Source organism: Novosphingobium sp. GV079 (assembly GCF_003058045.1).
GTDB classification, from domain to species: domain Bacteria; phylum Pseudomonadota; class Alphaproteobacteria; order Sphingomonadales; family Sphingomonadaceae; genus Novosphingobium; species Novosphingobium capsulatum.
Window position 1 is genome coordinate 1 of record NZ_QBUE01000008.1, and the last position, 26,393, is coordinate 26,393.

A 26,393-nucleotide genomic window follows, 5' to 3' on the forward strand; every position below is an offset into this window, starting at 1 on the left:
GCCCCCCATGATCTGATGACCAAACTCGCGGCATGACGACACCGGTTTGAGCTTAATTTTGCCGCAAACCTGTCCAGGAAGGCGGGACCACCTCAGCCGGAAAGATCGCCGCCCACGCAGAAGCCGTTGTTGCAACCGGTCACGGTGCCGGCGGCGTTCTTGTCGGGCACGCCATTGGAGCCATAGACGAAATTGAACGGCTTGCCGCTCTGGTCGAAGGCGATGCCCTGGAGCGGGCCGGCCGTGATCAGGCCATACTTGGTGTATTGATAGGCCTGGGCATGCTTGCTGTTGCGGTATTGCGGCCTGCCATCGGTGTGCAGGCCGGTGTTTATCAGCGTTTCGGTCTCGTACCAGTCGCGCCCGTTGGGGCCGGGGCCTTCGCCGAAACCATAGGCGGGAACGCCGTTTTCATGGCTGTATTCGCCGCTGACCACCACATGCAGGCGGCCATCCATGAAGGATTTCCCGGCCGCAGCCTGGAACGTGTAGTTGTAATCATCACCATAGGTGGTGATGCCGTTCTGCGCGTTGGCCTTGAAACCCTCGAAGTGGGTGTTGGTGACGAAGTTCACCACGCCGCCCACCGCGTCCGATCCATAGGATGCCGATGCGCCGCCAGTGACCACGTCGACCCGATCGACCAGCAATTGCGGGAACAGGCTGATATCAGGCACGCCGGTGACATTGGCGCCGACCACGCGCTGGCCGTCGAGCAGGGTAAGCGTGCGGATCGGCCCAAGGCCGCGCAGGCTGAACGAGCTGAGGCCCTGGGTGCCGCTGGACGTGCTGTTGGTGCCATAGGTCGCACCGGTGCTGCCCTGGAGCGAGGGCAACTGGGCGATGGTGGTGAAGATGTTGGGCTGCGCGCTCTTGGCGATCACCGCCGCGCTGAGCACTTGCGTGGGGGTCGGCGCGCTGAAGCCGCTGGAGGTGATGCGCGAACCGGTGACGACGATTTCCCCGGTGCTGGGGGCGGGCGCCGCTGCTGGGGCAGGGGTCTCGGGCAGGGCGGCCGGTGCGGCCTCTTGCGCGAGCACTGGGCAGGCCCAGGCCAGCGCCACGAGCGCGGTGCCCTTGGCCAGGGCGGTGCGCAGCGGCCTGCTGCTCGACGTGGCGGTTGGCGTGGTGGTCATCGAAATCTCCCCCATGGCTGGTCCCTCGGCCGGTGGCGCTGCCCCGGCCTGGCTTGGTATCGCTAACAATCTTGCGCGTGGTCCTGGCGTTGGCAGCCCGGTTTCCGTGGTGAGGGCATAGGACCGCGGGGCGCCTGGCGCAGCCGCGACCATGGTCCTAATTGGGCGGGCGCCGGCGACGCGGCTAAGGACGCTGTTGACATGGCTGTCATGCAACCCGCGCGGCGCACGCCATGCGGGGACGGCAAAGCAGGAAGGACAGAAGCGTGTCGGGCAAGATTGCAGGCCACAGCGTGGCGCCGCTGGCCATCGTGGTGATGGGCGTGAGCGGCAGCGGCAAATCGACACTGGGCGCGGCGCTGGCGGCGCGGCTGGACTGCCCATTCCTGGAAGGCGATGGATTCCATTCGGCGGCAAACGTCGCCAAGATGCGCGAGGGCATCGCCCTGACCGATGCAGACCGCTGGCCCTGGCTCGATCACCTGGGCGCGGCGATGGGCCAGGCGGTGCGGCAAGGCGGCGTGGTGGTCGCGGCCTGTTCCGCGCTGAAGCGCGCCTATCGCGAGCGGCTGGCTACCGCGGCAGCCGAGCCGATCGCCTTTGCCCTGCTCGATGCGCCCTTGGCCGAACTGGCCCGGCGCATGGGCAACCGGCCAGGGCACTACATGCCGCCGAGCCTGCTCGATAGCCAGTTGGACACGCTGGAGCGACCCGGCGCGGATGAGCCAGCGCTTACTCTCGATTCCACGCAGGGCCAGGATCGGCTGGCCGATGCGATCCTGGCCTGGATCGCCCAGCGCCTCGCAGCTTAGCGTTCCAGCGCGCTTGCAGGTTCGGTTTCCTCAGGGCCGTGCGGCAAAGAGGGCGTGGTGGGTTAGGATGTAGAGCGTGCGCCCGTCCTTGCCGCCGAACAGCAATTGCAGGGGGCGTTCGGGCACGTCGATCCGGTCGATCGGGCGGCCTGCTGCGTCGTAGACGAAGACCTGGCCATTGGCGATGTAGACTCGTCCGTCTGGCCCTGATGCCACACTTTCCCCGCCGCGATCGGCAAAGGGTTGCAGGTCTGTCACTGCGCCGCCGGCGCCCAGGCGGGCGGAATAGGTCCGGTCTTCTGACTCGTTGCTCAGGAACACCCGCGCGTCGGGCCGGGCGGTGACCAGGCCATAGGCATCGAGCGAATCGGAAAAGCGCCAGCCGAGATGGTCGGCCGGGCCTTGCTGGAACACGCGATAGGCGGGGATGGCAAGGCTGCCATCGGGCGAGACATATTCCTGCGCCTTGGGCAGCGCCACATCGCGGGCGAACATCTCTGCCAGGGTGGTGAAGCGGTAGGTTGCCGGATCGAGCTGGCTGCGAAACTCACCGTTGACCCAGAGGTTGCCGGGCAGGACGGTGAGCCGGTCGGGGGCCGGTGTCGTGGCGGCGGCGGTGGGCGGGATCACCGTCAGCGCCTGCGCCGACGTGCCGGGTTTGAACGCATAGACCGTGCCGTTGCGGCCGAGCGCGGAGAGCACGATCAGGTTGCCCGTCCGGTCCATTGTCAGATTGACCGGATCGAGTGGGGCGTCGCGTTCGGTGGTCAGCCCTTCGGTCTCGCTCCAGCCATGAATGCGCTGCTGGAAATGATCGATGAAATAGAGCTTGCCCTGCGCGTCGACCACGCCGCCGCTGGCGGAGAAAAATCCGTCGGCGAGCTTGGTCACGGGCACCCTGGTCGCTGCCGGCGCAACCGGATTGGCGGGCACGTCGAGCACGGCAAATTCGCGTTCGCGCACTTCCAGGCCATGCGTCACGTCGAGCAGCGCGTTTTCGAACGGAAACTTGCTGGCGCGCAGGAACGTGGCGCAGCCGTTTTCGTCGCAGGTGGCAAAGCCGCTTTCGGCGTTCACGTGCACGTTGCGCAGGCGGATGTCGGCCGAACGCTCGATCCGCACGGCGGCACGGGCCGGCTGGCGCGAGCGGGTGACGCGATAGGCGTGGAGATTGGCGATCAGGATATTGCGGGATTCGCGGATGTCGAACGAGACGGCATCGGGGCTTTCGCCGGCTTCCTCCTCGGTCTGTGGCGCGAGGAATTCCCAGTTGGCGACGCGGGTGAGGCCGAATTCAGTGCGGACATGGTGCTCGGCTGAAATCTGGTAGACATGGCCGGGCGTCTGCGTGTCGGACACGACTATGCCGGCTTGGGCATAGGTATTGGGCGTCCAGATATTGGCAAAGGTGCCGCCGCCGCCCGCGTTCACCCACAGGCTGGGATATTGGCCACCCCAACGCCGGCGCGGGTCTTTGTCGGCGGTATGGGTGTCGTTGTAGGGATCGAAGCGGGTGCCATCGGCCGCCAGAGTGCCGTGGCCGCCCTGGAATTTCACGTCTTCGACCAGCGAGCCGGCGCCCGATTGCCACGACAGCGCGGTGGCGCGTGGGTTGATGCCGCCGGTGAACAGGCCCAGCCCGGTGACAATGGCCTCTCCGCCGGCAGGAGCCAGGACCAGCGCGCGCGGCGCGCCGACGCCCTGGAACGCGGGGGTGCCATCGGGCAGCACGATCTGGGTGAGATCGGGGTGGAGCCCGATCAGCACGCTGTCGGGCCGTAGCGTCAGCGTATCGGTGACGACATAGCGGCCGATCGGGAAATAGAGCACGCGGTGCGTGGCGATCGCGCGTTGCAGGGCGGCGGTATCGTCGGTCCGGCCATCGCCGTTGGCGCCCAGTGCGCGCACGTTGGCCCATTGCGCCGGGCTGGGCAGCGCGCGGATCGCTGGGGCGCGCGGCCGGGGCAGGGCGGCGAGCGCGGCCTGGTCCATGCGCGTTTCAACCGCGCCGGGCACACCCAGGCCGGGCAGGGTGATGCCGTGGGTGAAGCTCTTCACCCGATAAACCGGCGCGGCGCCGGCCACGGTCTTGCCGCTTTCGCGAAAACGGGCGAAGACCGGGGTGCGGCTGGCCACGGCGTTGTCGAAGCCGATCTGCGTATAGGCGTTGTTGGCGTTGGCGATGACCACGCCAGCCTGGCTGACGTTTTCAAAGCGCACGTCCTTGCCCCACAGCCAGTCGCCATAGCCTTCGTCGATGGCGATCCCCACCGGCACGTTGCGCAGCGCGACGTTGACCAGGGTGAGCCCGGCCTCGTGCTCGCGAATGGCGGCCTCGCGCTGGCCGTCGAATGTGGCGTCGAGCAGCGTGAACGGCCAGGCGGGAGAGGTCTTTTCGCTGAGGATGCCATAGCGGCCGCCGTGGAAATGCACGTCCTGCGCCATGTTGCCCACCTGATAGGCGCCGGCGAGACCCGAACCGACCTGAAAGTCCATGTGCCGCAGATAGGCATGCTGCGCGGCGTGGAAGCGTACGCCCACTGCCGCCGGATTGCCCGCGCCGATGGCAATGTCGATATTGGCCATGGCCGAATAGAACGCATCGGAATTGGCGTCGGCGATGGCGGGATTGAACGGCACCGCGTCGGGCGGGGGGAACGGCACTTTGCCGTCGCCGGCAGTGGGGCTGCCCTTGGGACCGCGCCCGGTGAAGATCACCATGGTGGCCACGCCCTGCTGGAAGCCCGGTGTGGCATCGCCGAGCATCAGCACCGGCCGGGTCTTGCCCGTTCCGATCAGGCGCAGGCCTGGCCAAAGGAACAGCGAGCGGGTGATGCGATAGCGCCCGCTGGGCAGGAACACCACGCCTTCGCCGCGCGCCCCGGCCTGGTCCAGCGCCTGCTGGATCGCGGCGCTGTCGTCGGCCTTGCCATCGCCCACCGCGCGCACGGTGATCGCCTGGGTGTCGCCGGGCATCTGGTCGAACACCGATGGGGTCTTGGCCTGTGCCAGGGTTGGGGCGAGCGCGATGGCCGCCAGAATGCTTGTTCCGATCATCCAGGCCTGCCGTGGCACCACGTTTCCTCTCCTCACCCGATCCGGCCGGGATAGCGGCTGGCGCGCGCCGGGGCAGGCGCGACCATGGTCTTAACTGTGTGGAATTTCAGGCGCTCAGGGCATCAGCCGCTTGCGCCCCTGCCACAGGTGCCAGCGCATCGCGAGCGCAGCGGCATCGCCATCCTGGGCGCGGATAGCGTCGACGATCAGTTCGTGTTCCTCGATCATGGCGTTGATCGCGGCGGGCGGGCGGGAGCGCGAGATATCGACCCCGGCGCGCAGGATGCGGTCGATCTCGTCATGCATGTGATCGAAGCTGGAGACGAAGATCGGGTTGGCGGTCGCTTCGAAAATGGCGCGGTGCAGGTCCATGTCTTCCACATGGGCCGGGCCACTCGCTTGCAGGGCGGCGCGCAGCGCGTCCATCGCGCGCTCGATCACCAGCATCTGTTCGGCCGAGCGGCGCTGCGCGGCCAGGCGTGCCGCTTCTGCCTCGAGCACCAGGCGCACTTCATAGCTGCCCATGGTGGCGGCAAGGTTCTGCATCGGCAGATGGCTGCCCAGCCGTTCGGACGGACGCCGCTTGACGAACGAGCCGGCGCCGCGCCGCGCTTCGGTAAATCCGTCGGAGGCGAGGCGGACCAGCGCCTCGCGCACCACGGTGCGCGACATGCCGAACATTTCCGCCAGGCGCGTTTCGGAGGGCAGGCGGTCGCCGATCTGGAGATCGTCGGTGTTGATCAGTTCGACGATCCCGGCATAGGCGCGATCGGCCAGGCGTTCCTCGTGCATGGTCCTCCCCTTCTTCAGACGATCCATCCGGCGGCCAGCACCAGCGCCAGGCCTACCACCGAAATCAGCGTTTCCAGCACCGACCAGGTGCGGAACGTGTCGGGCGTGCTGGTGCCGAGATAGCTGCGCACCAGCCAGAACCCCGGATCGTTGACGTGGGAGAAGAACACCGAGCCAGCGCCGATGGCAAGCACGGTCAATTCCGGCGAGGCGCCGGTGGCGGCGACTACCCCAGGCATGATGCCGGCGGCAGTGATCGTGGCGACCGTGGCCGATCCGGTGGCCAGGCGGATGCACACCGCCACGGCCCAGGCCATCGGCAGCGCCGGAATGCCGCCGTGGGCGGCGAGGTGGGCCAGGAAATCGGCCAGGCCGGCCGAGACCAGCACCTGCTTGAGCGCGCCGCCCGCGCCGATCGCCAGGATGATCGCTCCGGCCGGGGCCATCGCTTCCTTCCAGATCGCGCCCTGGATCGCCGGGGCGCTGAACCCGCAGCCGAACAGCAGCGGCAGCGCGACGAGATTGGCGAGCACCAGCGCAAGCACCGGATTGCTCGCGAGGCCAAGCCAGGCAAGATGCGGGGCCAGGGCTGGCGGCGCCACGGCGGCGATCTGCCCGGCGGCGATCAGTACCACCGGCAGCAGCACGCACAGCAGTGCGCGGCCCACGCCGGGCGCGGTGACGATTGGCGCGGCCGGCGTCATCACCGGGGCATCGGGCCGAACCCGGCGCGCGATCCACAGCGCGAACAGCGGGCCAGCCACGATCGCCGTGGGTACGCCGATCAGCAGGCCATAGAGCATCGTGCGCGGCAGGCTGGCGTGCAGTGCGTCCACGGCCAGCAGCGGGCCGGGATGGGGCGGCACCAGGGCATGCAGGGTGGAGAGGCCTGCCAACGCCGGGAGGAGCAGGCGCAGGCGCGTGGTGCCCGCATCAGCCGGCCCGGTCATCGCTGCGGCTGCCGCCGCCGCGATCGGTAGCAGCAGCACCACACCGGTTTCGAAGAACAGCGGCAGGCCGATCAGCAGCGCGACCGCCATGCTCAGCCAAGGGGCCGCTGCCGGCCGGCCATGGTGCAGCGCCATGCGGGCCAGCACGCCCGCCCCGTCCGACAGTTGCAGCATGGCACCGAGCGAGAGGCCCAGCGCCACGACGAGGCCGGTGCCGCCCAGCACGTCGCCGGCGCCTTTCTGCACCGCCTTGGCGGTTTCGGCGACGGGCATGCCGACCGCGATGCCCACGGCAAAGGCGCCGCAGAGCAGGGCGAGAAAGGGATGGAACCGCCCGCGCACGATCAGGGCGATGGCGAGGCCAATACCGAGCAGCGCGGCCAGGACCAGGCGCAGATCGTCGCTCATCGCGCTGCCGCCGTCCGGGTGGTGGCGATTCGCCCCAGCCTGCCTTGCCCCGATCCGTGATGGCCCATCCTGCTCTCCTCTCGCGCCACGGCGCTGCCTGCCTGCGCTTGTTCTGCGAAAAGTTGTATAACAGGTGGGCGTCGATTTCAGCAATAAATCGTGTATTGACGGGATAACTCCGGCATAATATCAGAAAGCTGTCTAACTGATATTGGATTTCGCCATGCCGATCCGAGCATGGACGCGCGGTAGATGCCGCAACGGTAGGCGATAGGGAGAGACAACGGTGACCGACTTTGCCCCTGCCAGTGTTCCGAACCAGCCGGCGCAGCGCCTGTCAGAGGCGCCCGCCGTCCGCCTGACCCCTACCCAGTTCAAAGTGATGCAGGGCGTGCGCTCGGGCCAGCTCAACAAACAGATCGCCTATGACCTGGGCATCGCGGAAAAGACCGTTAAGGCTCATATGACCGCGCTGATGCGCAAGCTCAACGTGCGCAACCGCACCCAGGTGGCGATCGCCGCCCAGTCCATCCTCGCCCAGTAGGTTCCGCCCAACACGTTTTCGGCAGCAGGTTTCGGGGCGTGCGGTAGCAAGGGAGCGGGAAAAGGCGAAATCGCCGGCAGCGCATCTGATGTATGCCGACGCCGCCCAGGCAAATCCTGCCCTCAACCATCTCTCAACATCACCACACAACAGCCCCAGCCGAACAACGGCGTGGGGCTTTTTCACGTTCAGCCCAGATAGCCGCGATCGACATCATCGAATGCCGCCACCAAGGCTTGCCCGTGGGATGTGAGCGCCGCTTCGGCCAATGCCTGCGCCTGCGCCAGAAGCAGCCAATGGCGGCCCAGCGCGGCGAGGTGATCGTGCACCGGGCTGCCCGACAGTGCCGCCAGCCGGGCGGCGATCCATCCTGTCGTGGCCAGGGATGCCAGTTGCAGGAACGGATAGGCGACGACCGTTGCCGTCGGCTTGTCGAGGCCCGATGCGGCCTGCTCGAGCATGTCGAGCAGCGCCCCCAGGGTGGCATTGCCGAGCCGGTCTACATCACCGCGGGCCTTTGCCAGGAAGGCGCGATAGGCGCGGCCTTCATCGCCGAGCACGCGGCGCAGGGCGAGGTCGAGCGCCTGCATGCCGCTGGTGCCTTCGTAGATCGCCAGAACGCGGGCATCGCGCAGATAGCGCTCGGCTGGCCATTCGCGGGTATAGCCGGCGCCGCCGAGAACCTGGATGGCGTCGTTGGCGCACAGGCTCGCTGCCTCGGCCGCGAAATTCTTGGTGATCGGCAGTAGCCAGGCCAGTACCAGTCCCGCTTCGGTGCGGGCTGCGTCATCGTCTTCGTGGGCCTGAAGGTCTGCCACGGCTGACGCGGTCAGCACGAGCCCCCGTGTGACTTCGGCGCGCGCCGCCAGGCCCAGCAGCATGCGCTGGACATCGCCGTGCTGGTCGATGGTGACCGGCGGGGCATCTGCCCTGCCGCCCTGCCGCCGCTCTGCAGCATAGCGCCAGGCGAGACTGGCTGCGGCACCCGACAGGCCCGCCCCTTGGCTGCCGACCGACAGCCGCATGCCGATGATCATTGTGAAAAGCTGGGCGAGGCCGCGTCCCGGTGTGCCGATCAGGTGGCCCGTCGCCGCCTCGAACCCCAGGGCGCAGGTGGGCGAGCCGTGCAGGCCAAGCTTTTCCTCGATCCGTCGCACGATCACGGCATTGCGTTGGCCAGCGACATCCGAAGGAACGAGGAACAGGCTGAGCCCCGCCGCGCCATGCTCACCTTCGGGCGTGCGCGCCAGCACCATGTGGGCGATGCGCGGGGTAAGGTCGTGATCGCCAAAGCTGATCCAGATCTTTTCACCCGTAATCCGCCAGGTGCCATCGGCATGGGGCACTGCGGCAGTGCGCAGTCGCGGCACGTCCGACCCGGCGTCGGGCTCGGAAATGCAGATCGTCGCGGCCCAACTGCCATCGACCAGGCGCGGCGCCCATTCGGCGCACAGCGCCGGGTCGGCATAGCGTTCGATCACCTTTGTCGCGCAGCGCATCGGCGTGGGCAGCATGCCGAAGGCGGGTGAGGCGCGGTTGAGCAGTTCCTCGCACGCACTGTGCACAAGCATCGGCAGACCCGCGCCGCCCCACTGTGGCGCGCCTTCTATCGTGGTCCAGCCACCGGCAACAAAGGCCTGCCAGGCGTCATGATGGCCTGGTGCCAAGCGCACGCGGCCCTGTTCCAGGCGGCAGCTAACCTGATCGGCCTGGGCGTTGAACGGCTCGATCACGCCTTCGGCAAGGTCACCGGCCGCGCCGATGATGTCGAGCAGCATCGCTTCGTCCAACCCGGCATCGGGAAATAGCGCCTGCACCCGCACGAATTCGGGCAGGGCCAGGATTTGGGCGACGATCGTGCCGGCGGCATCGGCGTAGGACATCTTGGGTTCCTCTCTCTATACGCTACCGTATGGTTTGAGGACGGACCTGGGTCAAGGCCGGTTCTGGACGGGGCATGGCAAGGCGCCTAAGCCGCATGGCATGACGTCGTCCCCGTCCAATCCAGCGTCCGATCCCGTCGCAGCGCCAGCAGCGGCCGCGCCATTGGCGCACAGCAAGCGCCTGGGCCGCGCCGACTGGATCGCGGCGGCGATCCGGGTGATGGCCGACAGCAGCGTCGAGCAGGTGCGCGTGGAAAAGCTGGCGATCGACCTCAAGGCGTCGAAGGGCAGCTTTTACTGGCATTTCAAGGACCGCAATGCGCTGCTGGCAGCCGTTCTGGAGGAATGGCAGGCACGATCGACGCTGATGGTGCAAGAGCGGCTGATGCGTGACGAGCCCGACGTCGCGCTGCGGATCAAGCGATTGATGGAACTGCCGTTTCATTCCGGTGCGGCGGCGCTGGCGGCCGATCTGGAACTGGCCATCATGGGCTGGGCACGCCGATCAGCGGCAGCACGGGCCGCAGTTGGCGCGGTGGACGCGGCGCGCACGGCTTATCTGGTGGACCAGTTCGTGGAACTGGGTTGTGGGGTGGCAGACGCGCAATGGCGCGCGCACCAGGCCTACGCCCTCCTGCGCTATGTCGCGCAGCGCACCGATCTTGCGCTGGCCGATCGGCAGCAGATGATTGCCAAACTGCATGCCCGGCTGACGCAGGACTGCGCCGCCGGGCATTGATCGACACATTAAGGGCAAGGCGGCGGGATTATTCCCCCTGCCAGCCTTCGAGCAGATCGCGGAATTCGTCGGCGTGGTTTTCTTCCTGCGCCAGAATGCCTTCCAGCATGATCCGCGTGGTGGGATCGCGATCGCCGACATAGGCTATCAGTTCGCGATAGGCTTCCACCGCGATGCGTTCGGCGATGAGGTCTTCCTTGACCATGTCCTTGAGCGTCTTGCCCACCTGGTATTCGGCATGGCTGCGCTGGGTCAGCGTGGCAGGATCGAGATCGGGTTCGCCACCCAGCTGGACGATGCGTTCGGCCAGCTTGTCGGCATGGGCGCGCTCTTCGTTGGCGTGCTCGAGAAAATGCGCCTTGATCGGTTCCGAAACCAGGCCATCGGCAGTGTAATAGTGCCGCATATAGCGCAGCACGCAGACCCATTCGGTGGCCAGCGACTTGTTGAGCTGGGCGATGATCACCTCGCGGTCCTTGGGGAAGGACTGGGTGACCGGGCCCTGGTCGATATGCTTGCGGGCCTGGGCACGCAGGGTGGCGGTGTCGGTAAAGCTGGCGTCAGACTTGGCCGGCTTGGCGGCGGTGGCAGTGGCCATGGAACATGCTCCTGCAAAAGGGATGGCATGGATCGAGGTGGCCATGCCGTGACACCGGGCAAATGATCGGGCCGCCCTCCGGTTCCATTGCCCGACAGGGCGGGTGTGATCGCCGGGGATGATCGCGCGTGCCGCTCGCTATCCTTGAACACTTTCCCTCATGGCCGGGGCTGCTATAGCCGCGTCACGATGGACCTAGTGACGACTCCCTTGCGCATGCCCGCCGATTGGCGCGATTTCTTTGCGCTGACCAAGCCGCGCGTGATGACGCTGGTGATCTTTACCGGGCTGTGCGGCTTGCTCGCCGCGCCGGGAGAGATCCATCCGGTCTTGGGGTTTGCGGCGATTCTGTGCATTGCTGTGGGCGCCGGTGGCGCTGCCGCGCTCAACCAGTGGTGGGAGGCAGACCTCGACGCTGGGATGAAGCGCACCGCGCGGCGGCCAGTGCCGGCCGGGCGGATGGAACGCGAATCGGCACGCGATTTCGGCTTTGCCCTGTCGGGCGGATCGGTCGTGGTCATGGGCCTGGCGATCGGTTGGCTGGCGGCCGCGATCCTGGCGATCTCGATCTTCTATTATGCCTGGGTCTATACCGTGTGGCTCAAGCCGCGCACCCCGCAGAACATCGTGATCGGCGGTGGGGCCGGTGCCTTTCCGCCGTTGATCGGGTGGGTGGCCGTTACCGGGCACATCACCTGGATGCCGGTGGTGCTGTTCCTGATCATCTTCCTGTGGACGCCGCCGCACTTCTGGGCACTCGCCCTGTTCGTGCAGACCGATTACGCCAAGGTCGGCATTCCGATGCTGCCGGTGGTGGCGGGTGAAAAGGCGACGCGCCGGCAGATCCTGTTCTATACCCTGGTGCTCGTGCCCGTGAGCCTGGTGCCATGGGCGCTGGGTGGCGCCGGGCTGGTCTATGGCGTGGCGGCGGCGCTGCTCGGCCTGGGTTTCCTGGTGCTGGCCATGCGGGTGGGCCTGCGCGACAGCGTGGCCAATGACAAGATGAAGCCGGAAAAGCGGCTGTTCGGCTATTCGGTGCTCTATCTGTTTGCATTGTTCGCCGCGCTGGTGCTGGATCGGTTTGCCGGGCTCCAGGGGTGGGCCTGAGCGGAGAGGAAACAACGTGGGCGACAAGCCGGAAAATATTGACCTGAAAGCCTTTCGTGCGCGACAGAAAGCACGCAACCGCGCTTTGGGACTGGTGCTGGGGGCTTTGGTGGTGCTGTTTTTTGCCATCACCGTCGTGAAACTGGGTGTGCAGGCCGCACACCGCAACGAAAGCGCACAGCACGCCTGACCCGGACAATGCCGGGCGGGCGGATAAGGGAGAGAAAGCGTGGCAGCGGCAATCGACAAAACCACCCGGGCCAATCGCAAGGTGGCGATCATCGCCGGCGCGGCGGCCTTGGGCATGCTGGGCATGGGCTATGCCGCCGTGCCGCTCTATCGCATGTTCTGCCAGGCCACGGGCTTTGCCGGCACCACCCAGCGGGCCACTGCGGCCCAGGCGGCCAAGGTCAAGCCCACGCTGCGCCCGATCACGATACGTTTCGATGCCAATGTCGCGCCCGGCCTGCCGTGGACGTTCAAGCCCGAGCAGGTGACGCAGGACGGGCGAATCGGCGAGCGCAAGATCGCTTTCTTCACCGCCCGCAACAATTCCGACCAGCCCATCGTGGGCCGCGCGGTGTTCAACGTGACACCCGAGCAGACCGGTTCCTACTTTCACAAGATTCAGTGCTTTTGCTTCAATTATCAGAAGCTTATGCCGGGTCAGGAAGTGCGCATGCCGGTGGTCTACTACGTGGACCCGGCTATGTTGGATGACGCGAACACGCGCGATATCCCGGAAATCACGCTCAGCTATACGTTCAACAAGGCCGCAAATTGACTGGACCGGGCCAGATGTGCCCGATAGACATTGCAGCCACCACAAAAATGGCTCCCGTCGCTGTGCGCACGAGGATGCTGGTTAAGCCTTGGGGGAAGTAGACGATCATGGCCGGCGCCAAGAACCACGATTATCACATCCTGCCGCCCGATATCTGGCCGTTCATGGGCGCTATGTCAGCCCTGGTGATGACCAGCGGCGGCGTTTTCTACATGCACAAGATGGCTGGCGGCACGCAGATCATGCTGCTGGGCCTGCTGGGTGTCCTGCTCACGATGTTTTCGTGGTGGGGCAAGGTAATCAAGGAAGCCCACGCCGGCGATCATACCCCGGTGGTGCAGTTGCACCAGCGCTATGGCATGATCCTGTTCATCGCTTCGGAAGTGATGTTCTTCGTCGGCTGGTTCTGGGCGTTCTTCGATTTCTCGCTGTTCCCCAGCAAGCTCAACACCGACGTGATCGGCGGCGTGTGGCCGCCCAAGGCGATCGAGGCGGTCATCAACGCGTTCGACCTGCCGCTGCTCAACACGCTGATCCTGCTGTGCTCGGGCACCACGCTGACCTGGGCCCATCACGCGCTGATCCATGGCGATCGCAAGGGCCTCAAGCTGGGCCTGACGGCCACGATCCTGCTCGGCCTGCTGTTCACCTCGATCCAGGCCTATGAATACGTCCATGCCCCGTTCGCCTTTGGCAAGAACACCTATGGCTCTGCCTTCTTCATGGCGACGGGTTTCCACGGCTTCCACGTGATCATCGGCACGATCTTCCTGATCGTGTGCTGGATCCGCGCCGAGCGGGGCGAGTTCACGCCGCGCCAGCATTTCGGCCTGGAGGCGGCGGCCTGGTACTGGCACTTCGTCGACGTGGTCTGGCTGTTCCTGTTCGTGGCCATCTACGTCTGGGGCAACTGGGGCGCGGTGGTCGAATAACCGCCCACACGCCTGCCTATAGCCCACAAAAAGGGGCGCCTTCCGGATCTGGAAGGCGCCCCTTTTTTTGTGGGTGCCACCCCGGGATAGCCCAGGGTGGCGGCTCGGCGTTACTTCACTGCGGCCAGTTCGGCCGAGAGCGCGGCCGAGCGCTGGTCCTTGAGCACGGCGCAATCCTGCACCCGCTCGATCGCGCGGTCGAGTTCGAGGGCGCCGGAGTTGTTGGCAAAGTGCGGGCGCCAGGCGGCAATGGTCTTGGCCTTGTCCACCGAGCAGAATCCGCTCACGGCCTGGGGCAGGCTGCGCGCCAGGAAGATGCCACCGCCGCTGGAGAGCAGAGTGTCGACGTGGGCATTGGCCCAGGCAAACGCATAGTCAGCCGTCTTGGGCGAGGCGATGGCCAGCGAAATGCCGGTCAGCTTTTCCGAAAGGCGCAGGCGCTTGTCGGAAAACTCTTCGATCAGCCACTTGGCCACGGCCGGATCGTTGCTGCGGCCCACGGCGCGCAGGGCGGCCGGGCGCAGCAGCGGATCTTCCGTCGACAGTGCCTTTTCCATCAGCACCTTGGCGCCTTCCAGGCCGCGCGGCTTGAGCCAGGCCTTGAACGCGCTGTTGTAGAACGCAGGATCGAGCGCGGCGGCATCGCCCGCAAGCAGGCCGTCGACCGCCTTGGCCAGCTTGGCATTGAGCGCGGCGTCTTCGGCCACGCCCGACATTTCCGCCACCAGGGCAACGCGGCGCTGCTGCTGATCGGGATCGTCACCCGCATGCGCGCCGGCGCGCGGATCGAAGCCCAGCTGGGCCAGCTGCGGACCACGCACCTCGGCCACCAGGCGGCGCAGGCCCTCGTGCGCAGCCGGGGACAACATGCCGCGATCGTCGAATGCTTCAAGCTGGCCGGTCGCGCCGTCGCTGGCGTAGCTGTCGGGGTTGGCGGCAAAGCTGCGCGCGGCCGCCACCAGCTGCGCTGGCGTGGCGCGCCCGGCCAGGAAGCTGGCTTCCAGGCTGTCGATCGCCGCCAGGGCTTCGCCGCCGGGCAGGGCGGAACCCTGCGCGATCAGGCTGTCCCACTGCGCGGCGGGCAGTTCGAAGCGGTAATAGCCGGTGCCGCCCGCATTGGGCATCAGCGCGCCACTGCCGGCGATCGCCACGGTGCCGCTCTTGTCCACCAGCAGCTGGCAGACGCGGGCATCGCCCTGGCGCAGGCACAGTGGCACGCCCCAGGTCTGGGCCAGGGCTTGGGCCGGGGCCTGTGTGCCGAGCCGGACATAGCGGCTTTGTGTCACGTTCCATTTGCCCTGGCCGGCCGGGGCAAAGGTCACCAGCGGCACGCCCTGCTGGTCGGTAAAGCTTTGCATCGCAGGCAGGATGCGCGGATCACCGGCAGCATCGGCCATGGCGCCAAAGAAATCGGCGGTGCTAGCGTTGCCGTACTTGTGCTTGGCCATGTAGCCGCGCACGCCGTCGCGGAACTTGGTATCGCCCATGAACGCGGCGATCATCGATACCACGTGGCCACCCTTGCCATAGGTGATGGTGTCAAAGGCCGCGTCGATCTGGCTGTTGCGCTCGATCTTCTGGTGGATCGGCCGGCCGACGATCAGCGCGTCGGTGTTCATCGCGGCAAAGCCTTCTTCCAGCGCGCCGGCCCCGATGTTGAGATCGGGACGCCATTCGTTGCCGATGCGGAAGCCCATCCAGTTGGCAAAGCTTTCGTTGAGCCAGATATCGTCCCACCAGGCCGGGCTGACCATGTCGCCAAACCACTGGTGCGCCAGCTCGTGTGCCACGACCATGCCGAAGTTGCGCTTTTGCGCGGTCGAGGCCTTGTCATCGAGCACGAGGAGCGAATCCTCGTAAAGATCGGCCCCGGCATTTTCCATGGCGCCCGGCATGATCGGCGCGGTGATCTGGTCCAGCTTGGGGAAGGGGAAGGCCTGCCCGAAATAGTTCTCCAGGTGGCTGACGATGCCCTTGGTGCCATCGAGGGCAAAGGCCAGCTTGTCGGCATTGGGCTTGGTCGAAACCACGCGCAGCGGCAGCGGGGTGGCGCGCTGCGGCGTGGCCGGCACGGCGCCATCCACGCTCACGAACGGACCGGCCATTACCGCCACGAGGTAGCTGGGCAGCGGCAGGGTCGGGGCAAAGCGGTGCACGGTCTGGGCGCCGCGCGTTTCGGTCGCCACTTCGGGCGCGTTGCTTACCGCGCGCTGGCCCGCCGGCGTGGTGATGGTGACAGTATAGGGCGTCTTGAAGCCGGGCTGGTCGAACGAAGGGAACGCGCCGCGCGCATCGATCGATTCGAACTGGCTCCAGCTGTACCACTGGTTGTCCACGTGCACGCGGAACAGCCCGGTGGGGCCATCGTTGAAGCCGGCTTCATAATCGAACGCCAGCGTCGCGGCGCCCTTGGGCAGCGGCTGGGCAAAGGTGACCAGCGCCACGCCGGTGGGATCGGCCTGCTGGAACGTGCCGGCAATCGTCTTGCCACCCACCTTGGCGACAACCTGCTTCACCTTGAGATCGAGCCCGTGCATCCACACATAGCGGCCGCCCTGGTTCACGGTCACGTCGATCTCGGTATGGCCGGTAAAGCGCGGCTGGGCCGGATCGAGCGTGAAATCGAGGCGATAGGCGCGGGGCACCACGGCATTGCCGAGCTTGCCCACGGGCATCACGCCAGCGGCGGCGGGAATGGTCATCGCCTTGGCATCGGCAGAAGCAGCAGGGGCGGCAAGTGCCGGGGCGGCGGCAAGAGTGCCGGCCAGCATCGTGGCGGCAAGAAGCAGAGCGCGCATGGAATCCTTTCACGCGAAAAGAGGCTGGGCGCCTGCTTGCGCCCGGCTCGTTGCACGTGCAACCGGTTTCGACGAACCGCCGGGATTGATCTGCCAACGGCTTGGTGGCGTGTGAGTCAATGGCACGCGCAGCCCATTGACTGATGGTGTCTTAATCGACCGGCGCGCAAAAAAGCATCGTCACCCCGGACTGGACCCCGGATCAAGTCCGAGGGTGGCGAAGGAAAGTGGGTTCGCTGTACGCAACAATGCACACGGCGCTACCTGCTACCTGGGATCAAGACTGAACCACCTTCGGCACACCCTCTGCCGTGATCGCGATATATCCCTCGGTCAGGTAAATGTATGACGTTCCGCGGCTATCGGCCATATGCCAGTAGCTGACATTCCCTGCGAACCGATTGCCGGCAAGCGAGGCAATGTCTGCATGCATGGCGACAGTAGTGACGCCTTCGAAGAACACGACGATCGCGGTTCGCGTTGTGGCGTCAGGTTTCGGGTACGCCTGCAGCCGCAGGGACACGACCCCTTTGACGGGGTCAAAATCCAGCCCGTCCAGCAAAGCATCATGTCCTTGCATGTCGTCGTGGAGCATTACCGCAACAACCCACCCAGCAGCCCGCGCGCAAAGCGGCCCAGGGCTTCGCCGCCCAGGCTCGTGGCGATCGAGCCGACCATTGCCGTTACTCCGCTGGCGACGGGCGCCGCGCGGGATTTCTTGCCGGCGATCTGGGCGGCGACCATCGCTCCGGCCGATGAGGCGACGGCGCCCATGGCGGCCTTGCCAGCGCGGCCCCACAGCGTGGGGGACTGGCGCGGCTGGGCACGCTGGGCGTCTGCGCCCTGTTCCTGCACGGTCTGCGCCGCAGCAGCGGCGTCTGCCGCCTTTTGTGCCAGCACTTCGGCCGCGCTCTCGCGGTTGACGGCGGTATCGTATTTGCCGCCAAACGGGCTGGCGGACTGGATGGCAGCACGCTCGGCCGGGCTGACCGGCCCCAGGCGCGAGCGCGGCGGCGCAATCAGGGTGCGTGCGACCATGCCCGGCGCGCCATCGGCGTCGAGCATCGAGACCAGCGCTTCGCCCACTTTGAGCTCGGTAATCGCCTGGCCCACGTCAAGATCGGGGTTGATGCGGAAGGTTTCAGCTGCGGCGCGAATCGCCTTCTGATCGCGCGGGGTAAACGCGCGCAGGGCATGCTGCACGCGGTTGCCCAACTGGCCCGCCACCTTCTCGGGAATGTCGATCGGGTTCTGGGTGACGAAATAGACCCCCACGCCCTTGGAGCGGACGAGGCGGACGACCTGCTCCACCTTGTCCATCAACGCATCGGGTGCATCGTCGAACAAGAGGTGGGCTTCATCGAAGAAGAACACCAGGCACGGCTTTTCCGGGTCGCCCACTTCGGGCAGCGCCTCGAACAGTTCTGACAGCAGCCACAGCAGGAACGTGGCGTAGAGCTTGGGGCTCTGCATCAGCTTGTCGGCGGCCAGCACGTTGACCATGCCGCGGCCCTGTTCGTCCACCTGCAGGAAATCGTGGATTTCAAAGGCCGGTTCGCCAAAGAAGCGATCGGCGCCCTGGCTTTCCAGGCCGAGCAGCTGGCGCTGGATCGCGCCTACGCTGGCCTTGGTCACGTTGCCGTATTTGGTGGCGAGCGCGCCGGCGTTTTCGGCGCAGGCAGCCAGTACGGCCTGCAGGTCGGCCAGGTCCACCAGCAGCAGGCCGTTGTCGTCGGCATAGCGGAAAGCGATGGTCAGCACGCCTTCCTGGGTTTCGTTAAGGCCCATCAATCGGGCGAGCAGCAGTGGCCCCATTTCGGAAATCGTCGTGCGGATGGGATGGCCCTGCTCGCCATACAGATCCCAGAACACGGCCGGGTTATCGGCATAGGCATAGTCGGCAATGCCCAGGTCCTTGGCGCGCTGTTCCAGCGTGGCGGCGTGCTTGAACGTGGGGCTGCCAGGCATGGCAATGCCGGAAAGATCGCCTTTCACGTCGGCCAGGAACACCGGCACCCCGGCGCGGCTGAACTGTTCGGCCATGCCTTGCAAGGTCACGGTCTTGCCGGTGCCGGTGGCCCCGGCGACCAGGCCATGGCGGTTGGCCCGGCTCAGCAACAGCACTTCGCGTTCGCCCTTCGCGCCCAGGCCCAGGAAAATCTCGTCCATCCGCCGCACTCTCTCTCGATTTGTTGCTTTGCTGTGTAGGATGAGCCGCGATTGCCCGCGAGGGCTTTTTGCATCCGCATCGGCTTGTCGCTATGCGCGTGGGGTAATGACACGCGCCCCCTTTCTTTTGCTCGATGATGCCCGCCAAGGCGATCACGGCTCGGCCCGCCTCTATGAAGCGCCGCTGGAGATCGTGGTGGCGCGCCGGCCCGAAGAGGTGGACGCGGCCCTGGCGCGGATCGGCGCAACGCCGGGATGGTGGGCTGGCGCACTGGCCTACGAAGCCGGGCTGGCGCTGGAAGAGCGGCTGCTGCCGCGCGCGGCGGCGCGCAGCGGCAGTGCCGGGCCGCTGGTGTGGTTTGCCCGCTTTGCCCAGATGACGCCGATGGCCAGCGCAGACGTGGCAGCCTGGCTGGCGCGCGAAAGCGCCGGGCAGGGCAGCGGCGGCCGGCTGGGTCCGCTGGGCCCGACGCATTCGACCGGCGGCTATGCCCGCGCCTTTGCCCAGGTGCAGGAGGCGATCCGCAGCGGCGATATCTATCAGGCCAACCTGACGTTCCAGTTGGCCGGTTCCTGGCAGGGCGATCCGCTGGCGATCTATGCCGCGCTGCGTGGTGATGCGCTGGCCGGGCATGGCGCCGTCTTGTGGGACGGATCGCACTGGCATCTTTCGGTTTCGCCCGAGCTGTTTTTCGAATGGCGCGGCGATCGTGTGACCGTGCGCCCGATGAAAGGCACCGCGCCGCGCGGCGCCACCCCGCACGAAGATGCCGCGCTCAAGGCCGCGCTCGCTGCCAATCCCAAGGATCGCGCTGAAAACCTGATGATCGTTGACCTGATGCGCAACGATCTGTCGCGCGTGGCCGTGCCCGGCACGGTCAAGGTACGCGATGCCTTTGCCGTGGAAAGCTATCCCACCGTGCACCAGATGGTCACCACGGTGACCGCGCAGATGCAGCCCGATGTGGCCGTGGCCGATGTACTGCACGCCATCTTTCCCTGCGGATCAATCACCGGCGCGCCCAAGATTCGCGCGATGGAATGGATCGACATGGCCGAACGCGATGCGCGCGGGCTCTATTGCGGATCGATCGGCTTTGTCGATGTGCCCGACAACGCGGCGCCTGATCGCGGCGATGCGCCGGGGGCTGGCAGCGCGGCGTTCAATGTGGCAATCCGCACCGTGCGCCTGGTGCCAGACCATCCCGGCGCGGCCGGCGGACGGGCGACCATGGGGGTTGGCTCGGCCGTGGTCGCGGATTCCGTCATAATGGGCGAATGGCGCGAATGCGTGGTAAAGGGGAATTTCTTGCGCCTGAACGCCGGCAGTGCCGATCTGATCGAGACCATGGCCTTTGATCCGACGGCGGGCATCCCGCTGCTGGAGCGGCATCTCGAGCGGATGAAGCAAAGTGCGCAGGCGCTGGGCTTTGCGTTCGATCGCCATGCCTTGCGCAACGCCATCCACGCACTGTGCTTCGATCTCGGTGCCCCGGCCAAGGTCCGCCTGGTGGTGGCGCGCAGCGGCGCCCATGCGCTGGAGGCAGCGCCGCTGCCGCCTGCCTTTGCTGGGCCGGTGACCTGCGCCGTCTTGCCCTTGCCGGTCAGCACCGGCGATTGGCGCTTGCGCCACAAGACTACCGATCGCGGCTTTTACGAGGCTGGCCTCAAGGCAGCGCGTGGTGTTGGCGCGCAGGAAGCCCTGCTGCGCCGCGACGATGGCCTGATCACCGAAGGCTGCTTTACCTCGGTGTTCGTGGAGCGCGATGGCGTGCTCTTCACCCCGCCGGCCGATCTGGGCCTGCTGCCCGGTGTGCTGCGCGCGCAATTGCTGGAAGAAGGCCGCGCGGTGGAGGGCGAGGTTCGCCTGGAAGACCTGGCGCAGGGCTTTTTCCTGGGCAATGCGCTGCGCGGCCTGATGCCGGCGCGCCTCCTGGGGCAGGGCTGAGCCATCATGGACAACCACGCTACCAGCGCCGCCTTGGGCCGCATCGCACCCTCGCGCACCAATGCCATGACCGACCGCGCGATCGAACTGCGCGCCGCTGGTCGCGACATCATTTCGCTGTCGGTGGGGGAACCTGATTTCCCCACGCCGCCCCATGTGATTGCGGCGGCGAAGGCCGCGCTCGATGCCGGGCAGACCCGCTATACCGCCGTGCCTGGCACGCTGGCTTTGCGTGAAGCAGCCGCCATGCATTTCCAGCGCGACCTCGGCCTTGCCGTGCCGCCCAGCCAGGTGATCGTGACGGCAGGTGGCAAGCAGGCGATCTTCGAGGCGCTGCTCGCCACGCTTGATCCGGGTGACGAGGTGCTGATTCCCTCGCCCTGGTGGGTCAGCTATCCGGAAATCGTGCGCTTTGCCGGGGCCAGCGTGGTCGATCTGCCGACGCAGGCCAGCGGCGGGTTTCGCATCACGCCCGACCAACTCGCCAGCGCGATCACGCCTGCCACACGCTGGCTGCTGCTCAACAGCCCGGGCAATCCCACTGGCGCCACCTATCCGGCCACGGAGCTGCGCGCACTGGGCGACGTGCTGCGCCGTTTCCCGCGCGTGCTGGTGCTGTCTGACGATATCTATGCCCCGCTGCGCTATGGCGGCGGCGCGCATGCCACGCTGGCGGTCGAATGCCCCGATCTGGCCGACCGCGTGTTGACGGTGTCGGGCGTTTCGAAAAGCCATGCGATGACCGGCTTTCGCATCGGGGTTTCGGCCGGGCCGGAATGGCTGATCAAGGCCATGGCCAAGCTGCAGTCGCACAATTCGGGCAATCCCTGCTCGATCGCCCAGGCCGCCGCGACGGCGGCATTGGCTGGCCCGCAAGCGTTCCTCGCCGATTGGCGCGAGCGTTTCCGCGCCCGGCGCGACAAGGTCGTTGCCGCGATCAACGCCATTCCCGGCCTGTCGACGCCAGTGCCCGATGGCGCGTTCTACTGTATGATCGATGCCACGCCGCTGATGGAGCGCTTTGGTGATGACGAGGCGCTGGCCCTGCATCTGCTGGAACATGGCGTGGCGGTGGTGGCGGCCTCGGCGTTTGGCGGTGCGCAGGGCTTCCGCATCTCGTTTGCCGCCGATGATGCCGTGCTGGATGAAGCGCTGCGGCGCATTGCGGCGGCGCTGGCCTGAGGATTTACGCCCGCCGCGCTTGCCCGCCGGCGATTTCGCGCGCAAGGGGTGGGCATGATCGAAATCCCCATCCTGTTCGAAGACGGCGAAGCGCTGGTCATCGACAAGCCGGCCGGCCTGCCGCTCGACCGGCCGCGTGCCGGCGGCATCTCGCTGGAAGACCGTCTCGATGAATTGAAGCTCGGCTTCCAGCGCCTGCCCGCGCCGGTCCACCGGCTCGACCGCGACACCTCGGGCTGCCTGTTGCTCGCGCGCAATCCCAAGGCGCTCAAGCGCTTTTCCGCCGCGTTCGAAGCGCGCCAGGTGGAAAAGGTCTATTGGGGCGTGGTGGCTGGCGATGTCGAAGGAACGGCTGGCACCATCGCGCTCAATCTGTCCAAGATTTCCAGCGCCGCTGCCGGCTGGCGCATGATCGCGGCCAAGAAGGGCAAGCCCGCCGTCACCCACTGGCGCGTGCTGGCCCGGCTGCCGGGCCGCACCCTGGTGGAATTCCGCCTTGAAACCGGCCGCACCCACCAGGTCCGCGTCCATGCGCTGACTGGCCTGGGTGCCCCGCTGCTGGGCGATCCGGTCTATGGCGATGGCAAGGGCGCGGCCCGCACTCTGCTCCACGCCACGCGCCTGGTCATGCCGCGCGAGGGCAAGGAGGCCATCGTGGCCGAAGCGCCGATCCCGGCCGATATTGCGGGCTTGGGCTTCACGCTGTGACCGACACTCCCGAGGCGATCGTGGCCCGTGCCATGGGCCTTGTGGAGGAAAGCTTCATCGCGGCTGCCGGGCCGGGCGGACAGAATGTCAACAAGGTGGCCACGGCGGTGCAACTGCGCATTAACGTGTTCGCCTTGCGCCTGGGCCCGCCGGTGTTTCACCGGCTCAAGGAACTGGCCGGCAGCAAGTTTACCGCTGGCGGCGAGATCGTGCTGACCGCGCGCCGCTTTCGCACGCAGGAAGCCAACCGCGAAGATGCCCGCGTCCGGCTGGCCGACCTGCTGCGCGACGCGTGCAAGCTGCCGGAAAAGCGCGCCAAGTCGCGCCTCAATCGCGTAGGCAAGGTGCAGCGCCTGCAAGGCAAGAAGATCCGCGGCGCGGTCAAGGCCGGCCGCGGCAAAGTCCGCCTGGATTAGGCGGACCGATCCTTCACACCATGTCCTGCGGCCGTACCAGGCGGTCGAACATGGCTGCGTCCACCAGGCCCAGCGCCAGCCCGGCCTCGCGCAGGGTCAGGCCGGCGGCATGGGCGTGCTTGGCGATCTTGGCGGCATTGTCATAGCCGATTTCGGGGGCCAGCGCCGTTACCAGCATCAGCGAGCGATCGACCAGTTCGGCAATGCGGCGCGTGTTGGGCTCGATCCCGTCGACACAGCGCACGGCGAAGCTTTCCATGCCCACGGCCAGCAGGTGAACCGAGCGCAGCACCGCCGCGCCGATCATCGGCTTGAACACGTTGAGTTCCAGATGCCCCTGCAGGCCGCCCAGCGTCACCGCCTGGTGGTTGCCGATCACTTGCGCGGCCACCATGGTCAGCATCTCGCACTGCGTGGGATTGACCTTGCCCGGCATGATCGAACTGCCCGGTTCGTTGGCCGGCAGGTCCAACTCCCCCAGCCCAGACCGCGGGCCTGAGCCCAGGAGGCGGATATCGTTGGCGATCTTGGTCAGCGCCACGGCGAGCGTCGCCAGCGTCGCCGAAAACTGCACCAGGGCATCGTTGCTCGCGAGCGCTTCGAACCGGTTTGGCGCCGGGACAAAGGCATGGCCGGTAAGGTCGGCCAACTGAGCGGCCATCGCCTCGGCAAAGCCCTCCGGCGCGTTGAGGCCGGTGCCCACCGCCGTGCCGCCCTGGGCGAGGCGCAGCAGGTGCTCCTCGGCATGGCGCAAGCGCTGATGGGCATCGCGCAATTGCTGGACATAGCCGGAAAATTCCTGCCCCAGCGTCAGCGGCGTGGCATCCTGCAGATGGGTGCGCCCGATCTTGACGATCCCGGCCCATTCCCGCGCGGCGGTATCGAGCGAGGCGGTGAGAAGGTCGAGTGCGGGCAGCAGTTCGCGGTTGAGCGCGACGACTGCTGCTACGTGCAACGCGGTGGGGAAGCTGTCGTTTGACGATTGCCCGCGGTTCACATGGTCGTTGGGGTGCACCGGGCTCTTGCCGCCGCGCGTGCCGGCCAGTTCCTCGTTGGCGCGGCCGGCGATCACCTCGTTGACGTTCATGTTGCTCTGGGTGCCGCTGCCGGTCTGCCAGATCACCAGCGGGAACTGGTCATCGTGATGCCCGGCCACCACTTCGGCGGCGGCCTTTTCGATGGCATCGGCGAGCCGGGCATCGAGCCCATGGGCGCGGTTGACGCGGGCGGCAGCCTGCTTGACCAGGGCCAGCGCATGGACGATGCCGATCGGCATGCGCTCGCCCGCGCCGAATGGGAAATTCTCGATCGAGCGCTGGGTCTGCGCGCCCCAATAGGCGGTATTGGGCACCGGGATCGTGCCGATGCTGTCGCTTTCGATGCGGGTGGTCATGCCGGGGTCCTTTCGCGGCGCCGGGGCGGCGTGGACCCCGGTGGTGTCAAAGTGGGCGGTGGGTTGTGGCGGCCTGGGCGCGGCGCTGGAGAAAGCGGGCTTCGACTGTGGGGCCGGCCTGTTCGGCCAGAAGGGACAGCGCGGCATGCAGGCCGCGCTCGGCCAGGCGATCCACCGCCTGGTCGGGCGCAACGCCCAACTCGCGCGCCAGATCGCGGATCGCGCGTGCCATCTCGATGAATTCCAGTTCGCTCTCGCGTGCCGCGCGCCATTCCGCCGATGGGGAAAAGCTGTGGTGCATATCCATGCCGTTGCTCCTGCCGTTGTTGCCGGACAGAGGCTAGCAGTTGCCGGACGGGCAGGGCTTTAAGGGAGGGCATAGGCATAATGCGGAGGGGCTTAACCCAGCCGCACGGGCGAGGGATCGCCATGGAGCGCGATCAGGTCTGCGCGTGCCCTGGCTCTGGCCCGCAGGAATGCGCCCTCCACCGCGTCGGCGCTCTGCCCCGCCTGCCGCGCGATCATGGTTAGTGCGCTGGCAAGACCCTGCTCGACCATGGCGTCAAGCAAGGGGCGCGGATGCAGCGCGCGGTCGGCCGCCATCGCCTTGAGCGCGCGCACCGTTTCGGCAAATTCGAACGCGGTGAGGCGTGCGGATTCGTATTCCTCCTTGCGCTGCAGTGCGTTTCGCAGATCAAACGCCATGGCGGTCGCTCCTCTTGCACCCACACGATACTGTGCCAGATGGAGCCCGCCTTGACCCACGGCAAGTGTGCCGGGGCATTTTGGGGGTAGGAGCGGGACATGGGTACGGGCGTGGGCACTGGCATGGGCACCAGTGAAATCTTCCTGATTGCGTTGACGATCATCCTAGCGGTGCCATGGCTGGTGTGGCGCGTGTTCAACCGCGATGATCATGCGCCGCTGGTGGTGGTGCAGATCGTGGGCGGCATCCTGCTCGGGCCGGGCGTGCTGGGCGCGCTTTATCCCGGCTATTACGCGTTCGTGTTCAATCCGCAGGTGATCGGCGCGCTCAACGGCGTGGCCTGGTGGGCGGTCAGCCTGTTCGTGTTCATCGCCGGGGTGGAACTCGATCTGGCCGATGCCTGGGGCAATGCCCGCGAAACCCTGATCACCGCCAGTTGCGCGCTGCTTACCCCGCTGCTGCTGGGCGCGGTGGCGGCGGCCGCGCTGCTCACCGTGCCGGGCTGGCTTGGCCCCAAGGGCACCTGGGGGCAGGGTGTTGCCGGCATCGGCATGGCCTGTGCCGTTACTGCGCTGCCGATCCTGGTGCTGCTGATGGAAAAGCTCGGCATCTTCCGCACGGCGCTGGGCCAGCGCCTGCTGCGCTATGCCAGCATGGACGATGTGGCGATCTGGGGCGTGCTGGCGCTGATCCTGCTGGATTGGCAGCGCATCGGGCGCCAGGGCCTGTTCCTGGTGGTGTTTGCCGTGGCGGCCTGGGGCCTGCGCCGGCTGATGGACCGTGTGCGTGAGGATGATCGCTGGCATATCGCACTGGTCTGGCTGGCGGCGGTGGGTTTTGCCGCCGATTGGTCGGGGTTGCATTTCATGGTGGGCGCGTTCCTGGCCGGTGCGGTGCTTGACGCGCGCTGGTTCGAGCAGGGGCGGCGCGACGCGTTCCGCCATTTCCTGCTGCTGGCGGTGATGCCGGTGTTCTTCCTGTCCACCGGCCTGCGCACGCAATGGGGCCAGGTCGGCGGGCTGGGCCTGACGGCCGTGCTGGGCGCGGCGGTGTTGCTGCTCGTGGCTTCGGTGGCCGGCAAGCTGATCGGCGTGCACCTCGCTGGCCGCATCCTGGGCTGGAAAAAGGGCGAGGCCAGCGTGATCGGCTGGATGCTCCAGACCAAGGCGCTGATCATGATCATCTTCGTCAACGTCCTGCTCGACAAGAAGATCATCACGCCCGAAGCGTTTACGGCGCTGCTGCTGATGGCGGTGTTGAGCACGATGCTGACCATGCCGATCGTACGCCCCAAACTCAAAGGGCTGGCGGCAGCAAATTCTTGACGGATT

At 66.8% G+C, this 26,393-nt stretch carries 23 protein-coding genes and 1 pseudogene; 12 read left to right on the forward strand and 12 right to left on the reverse strand.

The annotated features are described in order from the left end of the window. Window positions 1-95: 95 nt before the first annotated feature. Window positions 96-1,136 (reverse strand): annotated as a pseudogene (locus C8K14_RS11775) (TonB-dependent receptor plug domain-containing protein); the annotation flags it as partial. A 317-nt stretch (window positions 1,137-1,453) separates the two neighbouring features. Here C8K14_RS11775 and C8K14_RS11780 point away from each other — a divergent pair. Further along, the gene (locus tag C8K14_RS11780; protein WP_107716912.1) at window positions 1,454-1,948 is read left to right on the forward strand and encodes a gluconokinase; all 495 of its coding nucleotides are present in this window, start codon (window positions 1,454-1,456) and stop codon (window positions 1,946-1,948) included. A gap of 30 nt (window positions 1,949-1,978) precedes the next feature. Here C8K14_RS11780 and C8K14_RS11785 read toward each other — a convergent pair whose 3' ends face one another. The 3 genes from C8K14_RS11785 to C8K14_RS11795 form a co-directional block, all read right to left on the reverse strand. Next, window positions 1,979-5,005 (reverse strand): glycosyl hydrolase family 28-related protein, encoded by a 3,027-nt coding sequence (locus C8K14_RS11785; RefSeq protein WP_107716913.1) that lies wholly within the window; start codon window positions 5,003-5,005, stop codon window positions 1,979-1,981. A 114-nt stretch (window positions 5,006-5,119) separates the two neighbouring features. After that, window positions 5,120-5,797, reverse strand: coding sequence for a FadR/GntR family transcriptional regulator (locus tag C8K14_RS11790; RefSeq protein WP_107716820.1), 678 nt, complete (start codon window positions 5,795-5,797; stop codon window positions 5,120-5,122). Between the two features lie 14 nt (window positions 5,798-5,811). Then, window positions 5,812-7,155: a gluconate:H+ symporter gene (locus tag C8K14_RS11795; protein WP_107716821.1), complete on the reverse strand. Its 1,344-nt coding sequence runs from the start codon at window positions 7,153-7,155 to the stop codon at window positions 5,812-5,814. A gap of 334 nt (window positions 7,156-7,489) precedes the next feature. Between C8K14_RS11795 and C8K14_RS11800 the strand changes: the two genes are divergently transcribed. Continuing rightward, window positions 7,490-7,699 (forward strand): helix-turn-helix transcriptional regulator, encoded by a 210-nt coding sequence (locus C8K14_RS11800; RefSeq protein ID WP_210427002.1) that lies wholly within the window; start codon window positions 7,490-7,492, stop codon window positions 7,697-7,699. Between the two features lie 188 nt (window positions 7,700-7,887). Here the strand turns inward: C8K14_RS11800 and C8K14_RS11805 are convergent, their stop codons facing one another. Continuing rightward, complete coding sequence (locus C8K14_RS11805; protein WP_107716822.1) at window positions 7,888-9,582, reverse strand: acyl-CoA dehydrogenase family protein; 1,695 nt, start codon at window positions 9,580-9,582, stop codon at window positions 7,888-7,890. Window positions 9,583-9,682: 100 nt separating this feature from the next. Here C8K14_RS11805 and C8K14_RS11810 point away from each other — a divergent pair, with 100 nt between their 5' ends. Further along, window positions 9,683-10,321: a TetR/AcrR family transcriptional regulator gene (locus C8K14_RS11810; RefSeq protein ID WP_084391040.1), complete on the forward strand. Its 639-nt coding sequence runs from the start codon at window positions 9,683-9,685 to the stop codon at window positions 10,319-10,321. Between the two features lie 28 nt (window positions 10,322-10,349). Here the strand turns inward: C8K14_RS11810 and C8K14_RS11815 are convergent, their stop codons facing one another. Beyond that, entirely contained in the window at window positions 10,350-10,919 is a 570-nt protein-coding gene (locus tag C8K14_RS11815; protein WP_022674737.1) for a bacterioferritin, read from the reverse strand. A gap of 189 nt (window positions 10,920-11,108) precedes the next feature. On the opposite strand from C8K14_RS11815, the gene C8K14_RS11820 reads away from it, so the two are divergent. The 4 genes from C8K14_RS11820 to C8K14_RS11830 all read left to right on the forward strand — a co-directional run bounded on the left by C8K14_RS11820 (window position 11,109) and on the right by C8K14_RS11830 (window position 13,742). Continuing rightward, window positions 11,109-12,026, forward strand: a complete 918-nt coding sequence (locus C8K14_RS11820; RefSeq protein ID WP_107716823.1) for a heme o synthase — start codon at window positions 11,109-11,111, stop codon at window positions 12,024-12,026. 16 nt (window positions 12,027-12,042) lie between these two features. Beyond that, complete coding sequence (locus tag C8K14_RS22860) at window positions 12,043-12,216, forward strand: hypothetical protein (RefSeq protein ID WP_166643350.1); 174 nt, start codon at window positions 12,043-12,045, stop codon at window positions 12,214-12,216. A 39-nt stretch (window positions 12,217-12,255) separates the two neighbouring features. Further along, window positions 12,256-12,810, forward strand: a complete 555-nt coding sequence (locus C8K14_RS11825) for a cytochrome c oxidase assembly protein (protein ID WP_022674740.1) — start codon at window positions 12,256-12,258, stop codon at window positions 12,808-12,810. A 107-nt stretch (window positions 12,811-12,917) separates the two neighbouring features. After that, complete coding sequence (locus C8K14_RS11830) at window positions 12,918-13,742, forward strand: cytochrome c oxidase subunit 3 (protein WP_022674741.1); 825 nt, start codon at window positions 12,918-12,920, stop codon at window positions 13,740-13,742. 110 nt (window positions 13,743-13,852) lie between these two features. On the opposite strand, the gene C8K14_RS11835 is transcribed toward C8K14_RS11830, so the two are convergent. The 3 genes from C8K14_RS11835 to C8K14_RS11845 all read right to left on the reverse strand — a co-directional run bounded on the left by C8K14_RS11835 (window position 13,853) and on the right by C8K14_RS11845 (window position 18,709). Continuing rightward, window positions 13,853-16,540, reverse strand: a complete 2,688-nt coding sequence (locus C8K14_RS11835) for a M1 family metallopeptidase (protein ID WP_107716824.1) — start codon at window positions 16,538-16,540, stop codon at window positions 13,853-13,855. A gap of 277 nt (window positions 16,541-16,817) precedes the next feature. After that, complete coding sequence (locus tag C8K14_RS11840; RefSeq protein WP_107716825.1) at window positions 16,818-17,135, reverse strand: hypothetical protein; 318 nt, start codon at window positions 17,133-17,135, stop codon at window positions 16,818-16,820. Beyond that, window positions 17,135-18,709, reverse strand: coding sequence for a helicase HerA-like domain-containing protein (locus C8K14_RS11845; RefSeq protein WP_107716826.1), 1,575 nt, complete (start codon window positions 18,707-18,709; stop codon window positions 17,135-17,137). The genes C8K14_RS11840 and C8K14_RS11845 overlap by 1 nt, the downstream gene beginning before the upstream one ends. A 106-nt stretch (window positions 18,710-18,815) precedes the next feature. Between C8K14_RS11845 and pabB the strand changes: the two genes are divergently transcribed. Genes pabB through arfB form a run of 4 tightly spaced genes read left to right on the forward strand, consistent with a single transcriptional unit; the run spans window position 18,816 to window position 22,963 of the window. Next, window positions 18,816-20,657: an aminodeoxychorismate synthase component I gene (gene pabB, locus C8K14_RS11850; protein WP_107716827.1), complete on the forward strand. Its 1,842-nt coding sequence runs from the start codon at window positions 18,816-18,818 to the stop codon at window positions 20,655-20,657. A gap of 6 nt (window positions 20,658-20,663) precedes the next feature. Beyond that, window positions 20,664-21,839, forward strand: coding sequence for a pyridoxal phosphate-dependent aminotransferase (locus tag C8K14_RS11855; RefSeq protein ID WP_166643351.1), 1,176 nt, complete (start codon window positions 20,664-20,666; stop codon window positions 21,837-21,839). A 54-nt stretch (window positions 21,840-21,893) separates the two neighbouring features. Then, complete coding sequence (locus tag C8K14_RS11860; protein WP_022675180.1) at window positions 21,894-22,547, forward strand: RluA family pseudouridine synthase; 654 nt, start codon at window positions 21,894-21,896, stop codon at window positions 22,545-22,547. Window positions 22,548-22,579: 32 nt separating this feature from the next. Further along, window positions 22,580-22,963, forward strand: coding sequence for an alternative ribosome rescue aminoacyl-tRNA hydrolase ArfB (gene arfB, locus C8K14_RS11865; protein ID WP_107716915.1), 384 nt, complete (start codon window positions 22,580-22,582; stop codon window positions 22,961-22,963). Window positions 22,964-22,976: 13 nt separating this feature from the next. On the opposite strand, the gene fumC is transcribed toward arfB, so the two are convergent. The 3 genes from fumC to C8K14_RS11880 all read right to left on the reverse strand — a co-directional run bounded on the left by fumC (window position 22,977) and on the right by C8K14_RS11880 (window position 25,061). After that, window positions 22,977-24,356, reverse strand: a complete 1,380-nt coding sequence (gene fumC, locus C8K14_RS11870) for a class II fumarate hydratase (protein WP_107716828.1) — start codon at window positions 24,354-24,356, stop codon at window positions 22,977-22,979. A gap of 46 nt (window positions 24,357-24,402) precedes the next feature. Then, window positions 24,403-24,663, reverse strand: a complete 261-nt coding sequence (locus C8K14_RS11875; RefSeq protein ID WP_107716829.1) for a hypothetical protein — start codon at window positions 24,661-24,663, stop codon at window positions 24,403-24,405. A 92-nt stretch (window positions 24,664-24,755) separates the two neighbouring features. Continuing rightward, window positions 24,756-25,061 carry a hypothetical protein gene (locus tag C8K14_RS11880; RefSeq protein ID WP_022675184.1) on the reverse strand — a complete coding sequence of 102 codons (306 nt, stop codon included), beginning with the start codon at window positions 25,059-25,061 and terminating at the stop codon, window positions 24,756-24,758. Window positions 25,062-25,184: 123 nt separating this feature from the next. On the opposite strand from C8K14_RS11880, the gene C8K14_RS11885 reads away from it, so the two are divergent. After that, window positions 25,185-26,387, forward strand: coding sequence for a cation:proton antiporter (locus tag C8K14_RS11885; RefSeq protein ID WP_107716916.1), 1,203 nt, complete (start codon window positions 25,185-25,187; stop codon window positions 26,385-26,387). Window positions 26,388-26,393 lie beyond the last annotated feature (6 nt).

Excerpts from the sequence above, each read along its gene's own strand:
- C8K14_RS11840 (WP_107716825.1), bottom strand. The coding sequence starts at position 17,135 with ATGCTCCACGACGACATGCAAGGACATGATGCTTTGCTGGACGGGCTG.
- C8K14_RS11810 (WP_084391040.1), top strand. The coding sequence starts at position 9,683 with ATGACGTCGTCCCCGTCCAATCCAGCGTCCGATCCCGTCGCAGCGCCA.
- C8K14_RS11880 (WP_022675184.1), bottom strand. The coding sequence starts at position 25,061 with ATGGCGTTTGATCTGCGAAACGCACTGCAGCGCAAGGAGGAATACGAA.
- C8K14_RS11820 (WP_107716823.1), top strand. The coding sequence starts at position 11,109 with ATGGACCTAGTGACGACTCCCTTGCGCATGCCCGCCGATTGGCGCGAT.
- C8K14_RS11805 (WP_107716822.1), bottom strand. The coding sequence starts at position 9,582 with ATGTCCTACGCCGATGCCGCCGGCACGATCGTCGCCCAAATCCTGGCC.
- C8K14_RS11790 (WP_107716820.1), bottom strand. The coding sequence starts at position 5,797 with ATGCACGAGGAACGCCTGGCCGATCGCGCCTATGCCGGGATCGTCGAA.
- pabB (WP_107716827.1), top strand. The coding sequence starts at position 18,816 with ATGACACGCGCCCCCTTTCTTTTGCTCGATGATGCCCGCCAAGGCGAT.
- C8K14_RS11785 (WP_107716913.1), bottom strand. The coding sequence starts at position 5,005 with ATGATCGGAACAAGCATTCTGGCGGCCATCGCGCTCGCCCCAACCCTG.
- C8K14_RS11845 (WP_107716826.1), bottom strand. The coding sequence starts at position 18,709 with ATGGACGAGATTTTCCTGGGCCTGGGCGCGAAGGGCGAACGCGAAGTG.
- fumC (WP_107716828.1), bottom strand. The coding sequence starts at position 24,356 with ATGACCACCCGCATCGAAAGCGACAGCATCGGCACGATCCCGGTGCCC.
- C8K14_RS11815 (WP_022674737.1), bottom strand. The coding sequence starts at position 10,919 with ATGGCCACTGCCACCGCCGCCAAGCCGGCCAAGTCTGACGCCAGCTTT.
- C8K14_RS11860 (WP_022675180.1), top strand. The coding sequence starts at position 21,894 with ATGATCGAAATCCCCATCCTGTTCGAAGACGGCGAAGCGCTGGTCATC.
- C8K14_RS11835 (WP_107716824.1), bottom strand. The coding sequence starts at position 16,540 with ATGCGCGCTCTGCTTCTTGCCGCCACGATGCTGGCCGGCACTCTTGCC.
- C8K14_RS11780 (WP_107716912.1), top strand. The coding sequence starts at position 1,454 with ATGGGCGTGAGCGGCAGCGGCAAATCGACACTGGGCGCGGCGCTGGCG.
- C8K14_RS11855 (WP_166643351.1), top strand. The coding sequence starts at position 20,664 with ATGGACAACCACGCTACCAGCGCCGCCTTGGGCCGCATCGCACCCTCG.
- C8K14_RS11830 (WP_022674741.1), top strand. The coding sequence starts at position 12,918 with ATGGCCGGCGCCAAGAACCACGATTATCACATCCTGCCGCCCGATATC.
- C8K14_RS11885 (WP_107716916.1), top strand. The coding sequence starts at position 25,185 with ATGGGCACCAGTGAAATCTTCCTGATTGCGTTGACGATCATCCTAGCG.
- C8K14_RS11795 (WP_107716821.1), bottom strand. The coding sequence starts at position 7,155 with ATGAGCGACGATCTGCGCCTGGTCCTGGCCGCGCTGCTCGGTATTGGC.
- arfB (WP_107716915.1), top strand. The coding sequence starts at position 22,580 with ATGGGCCTTGTGGAGGAAAGCTTCATCGCGGCTGCCGGGCCGGGCGGA.
- C8K14_RS11875 (WP_107716829.1), bottom strand. The coding sequence starts at position 24,663 with ATGGATATGCACCACAGCTTTTCCCCATCGGCGGAATGGCGCGCGGCA.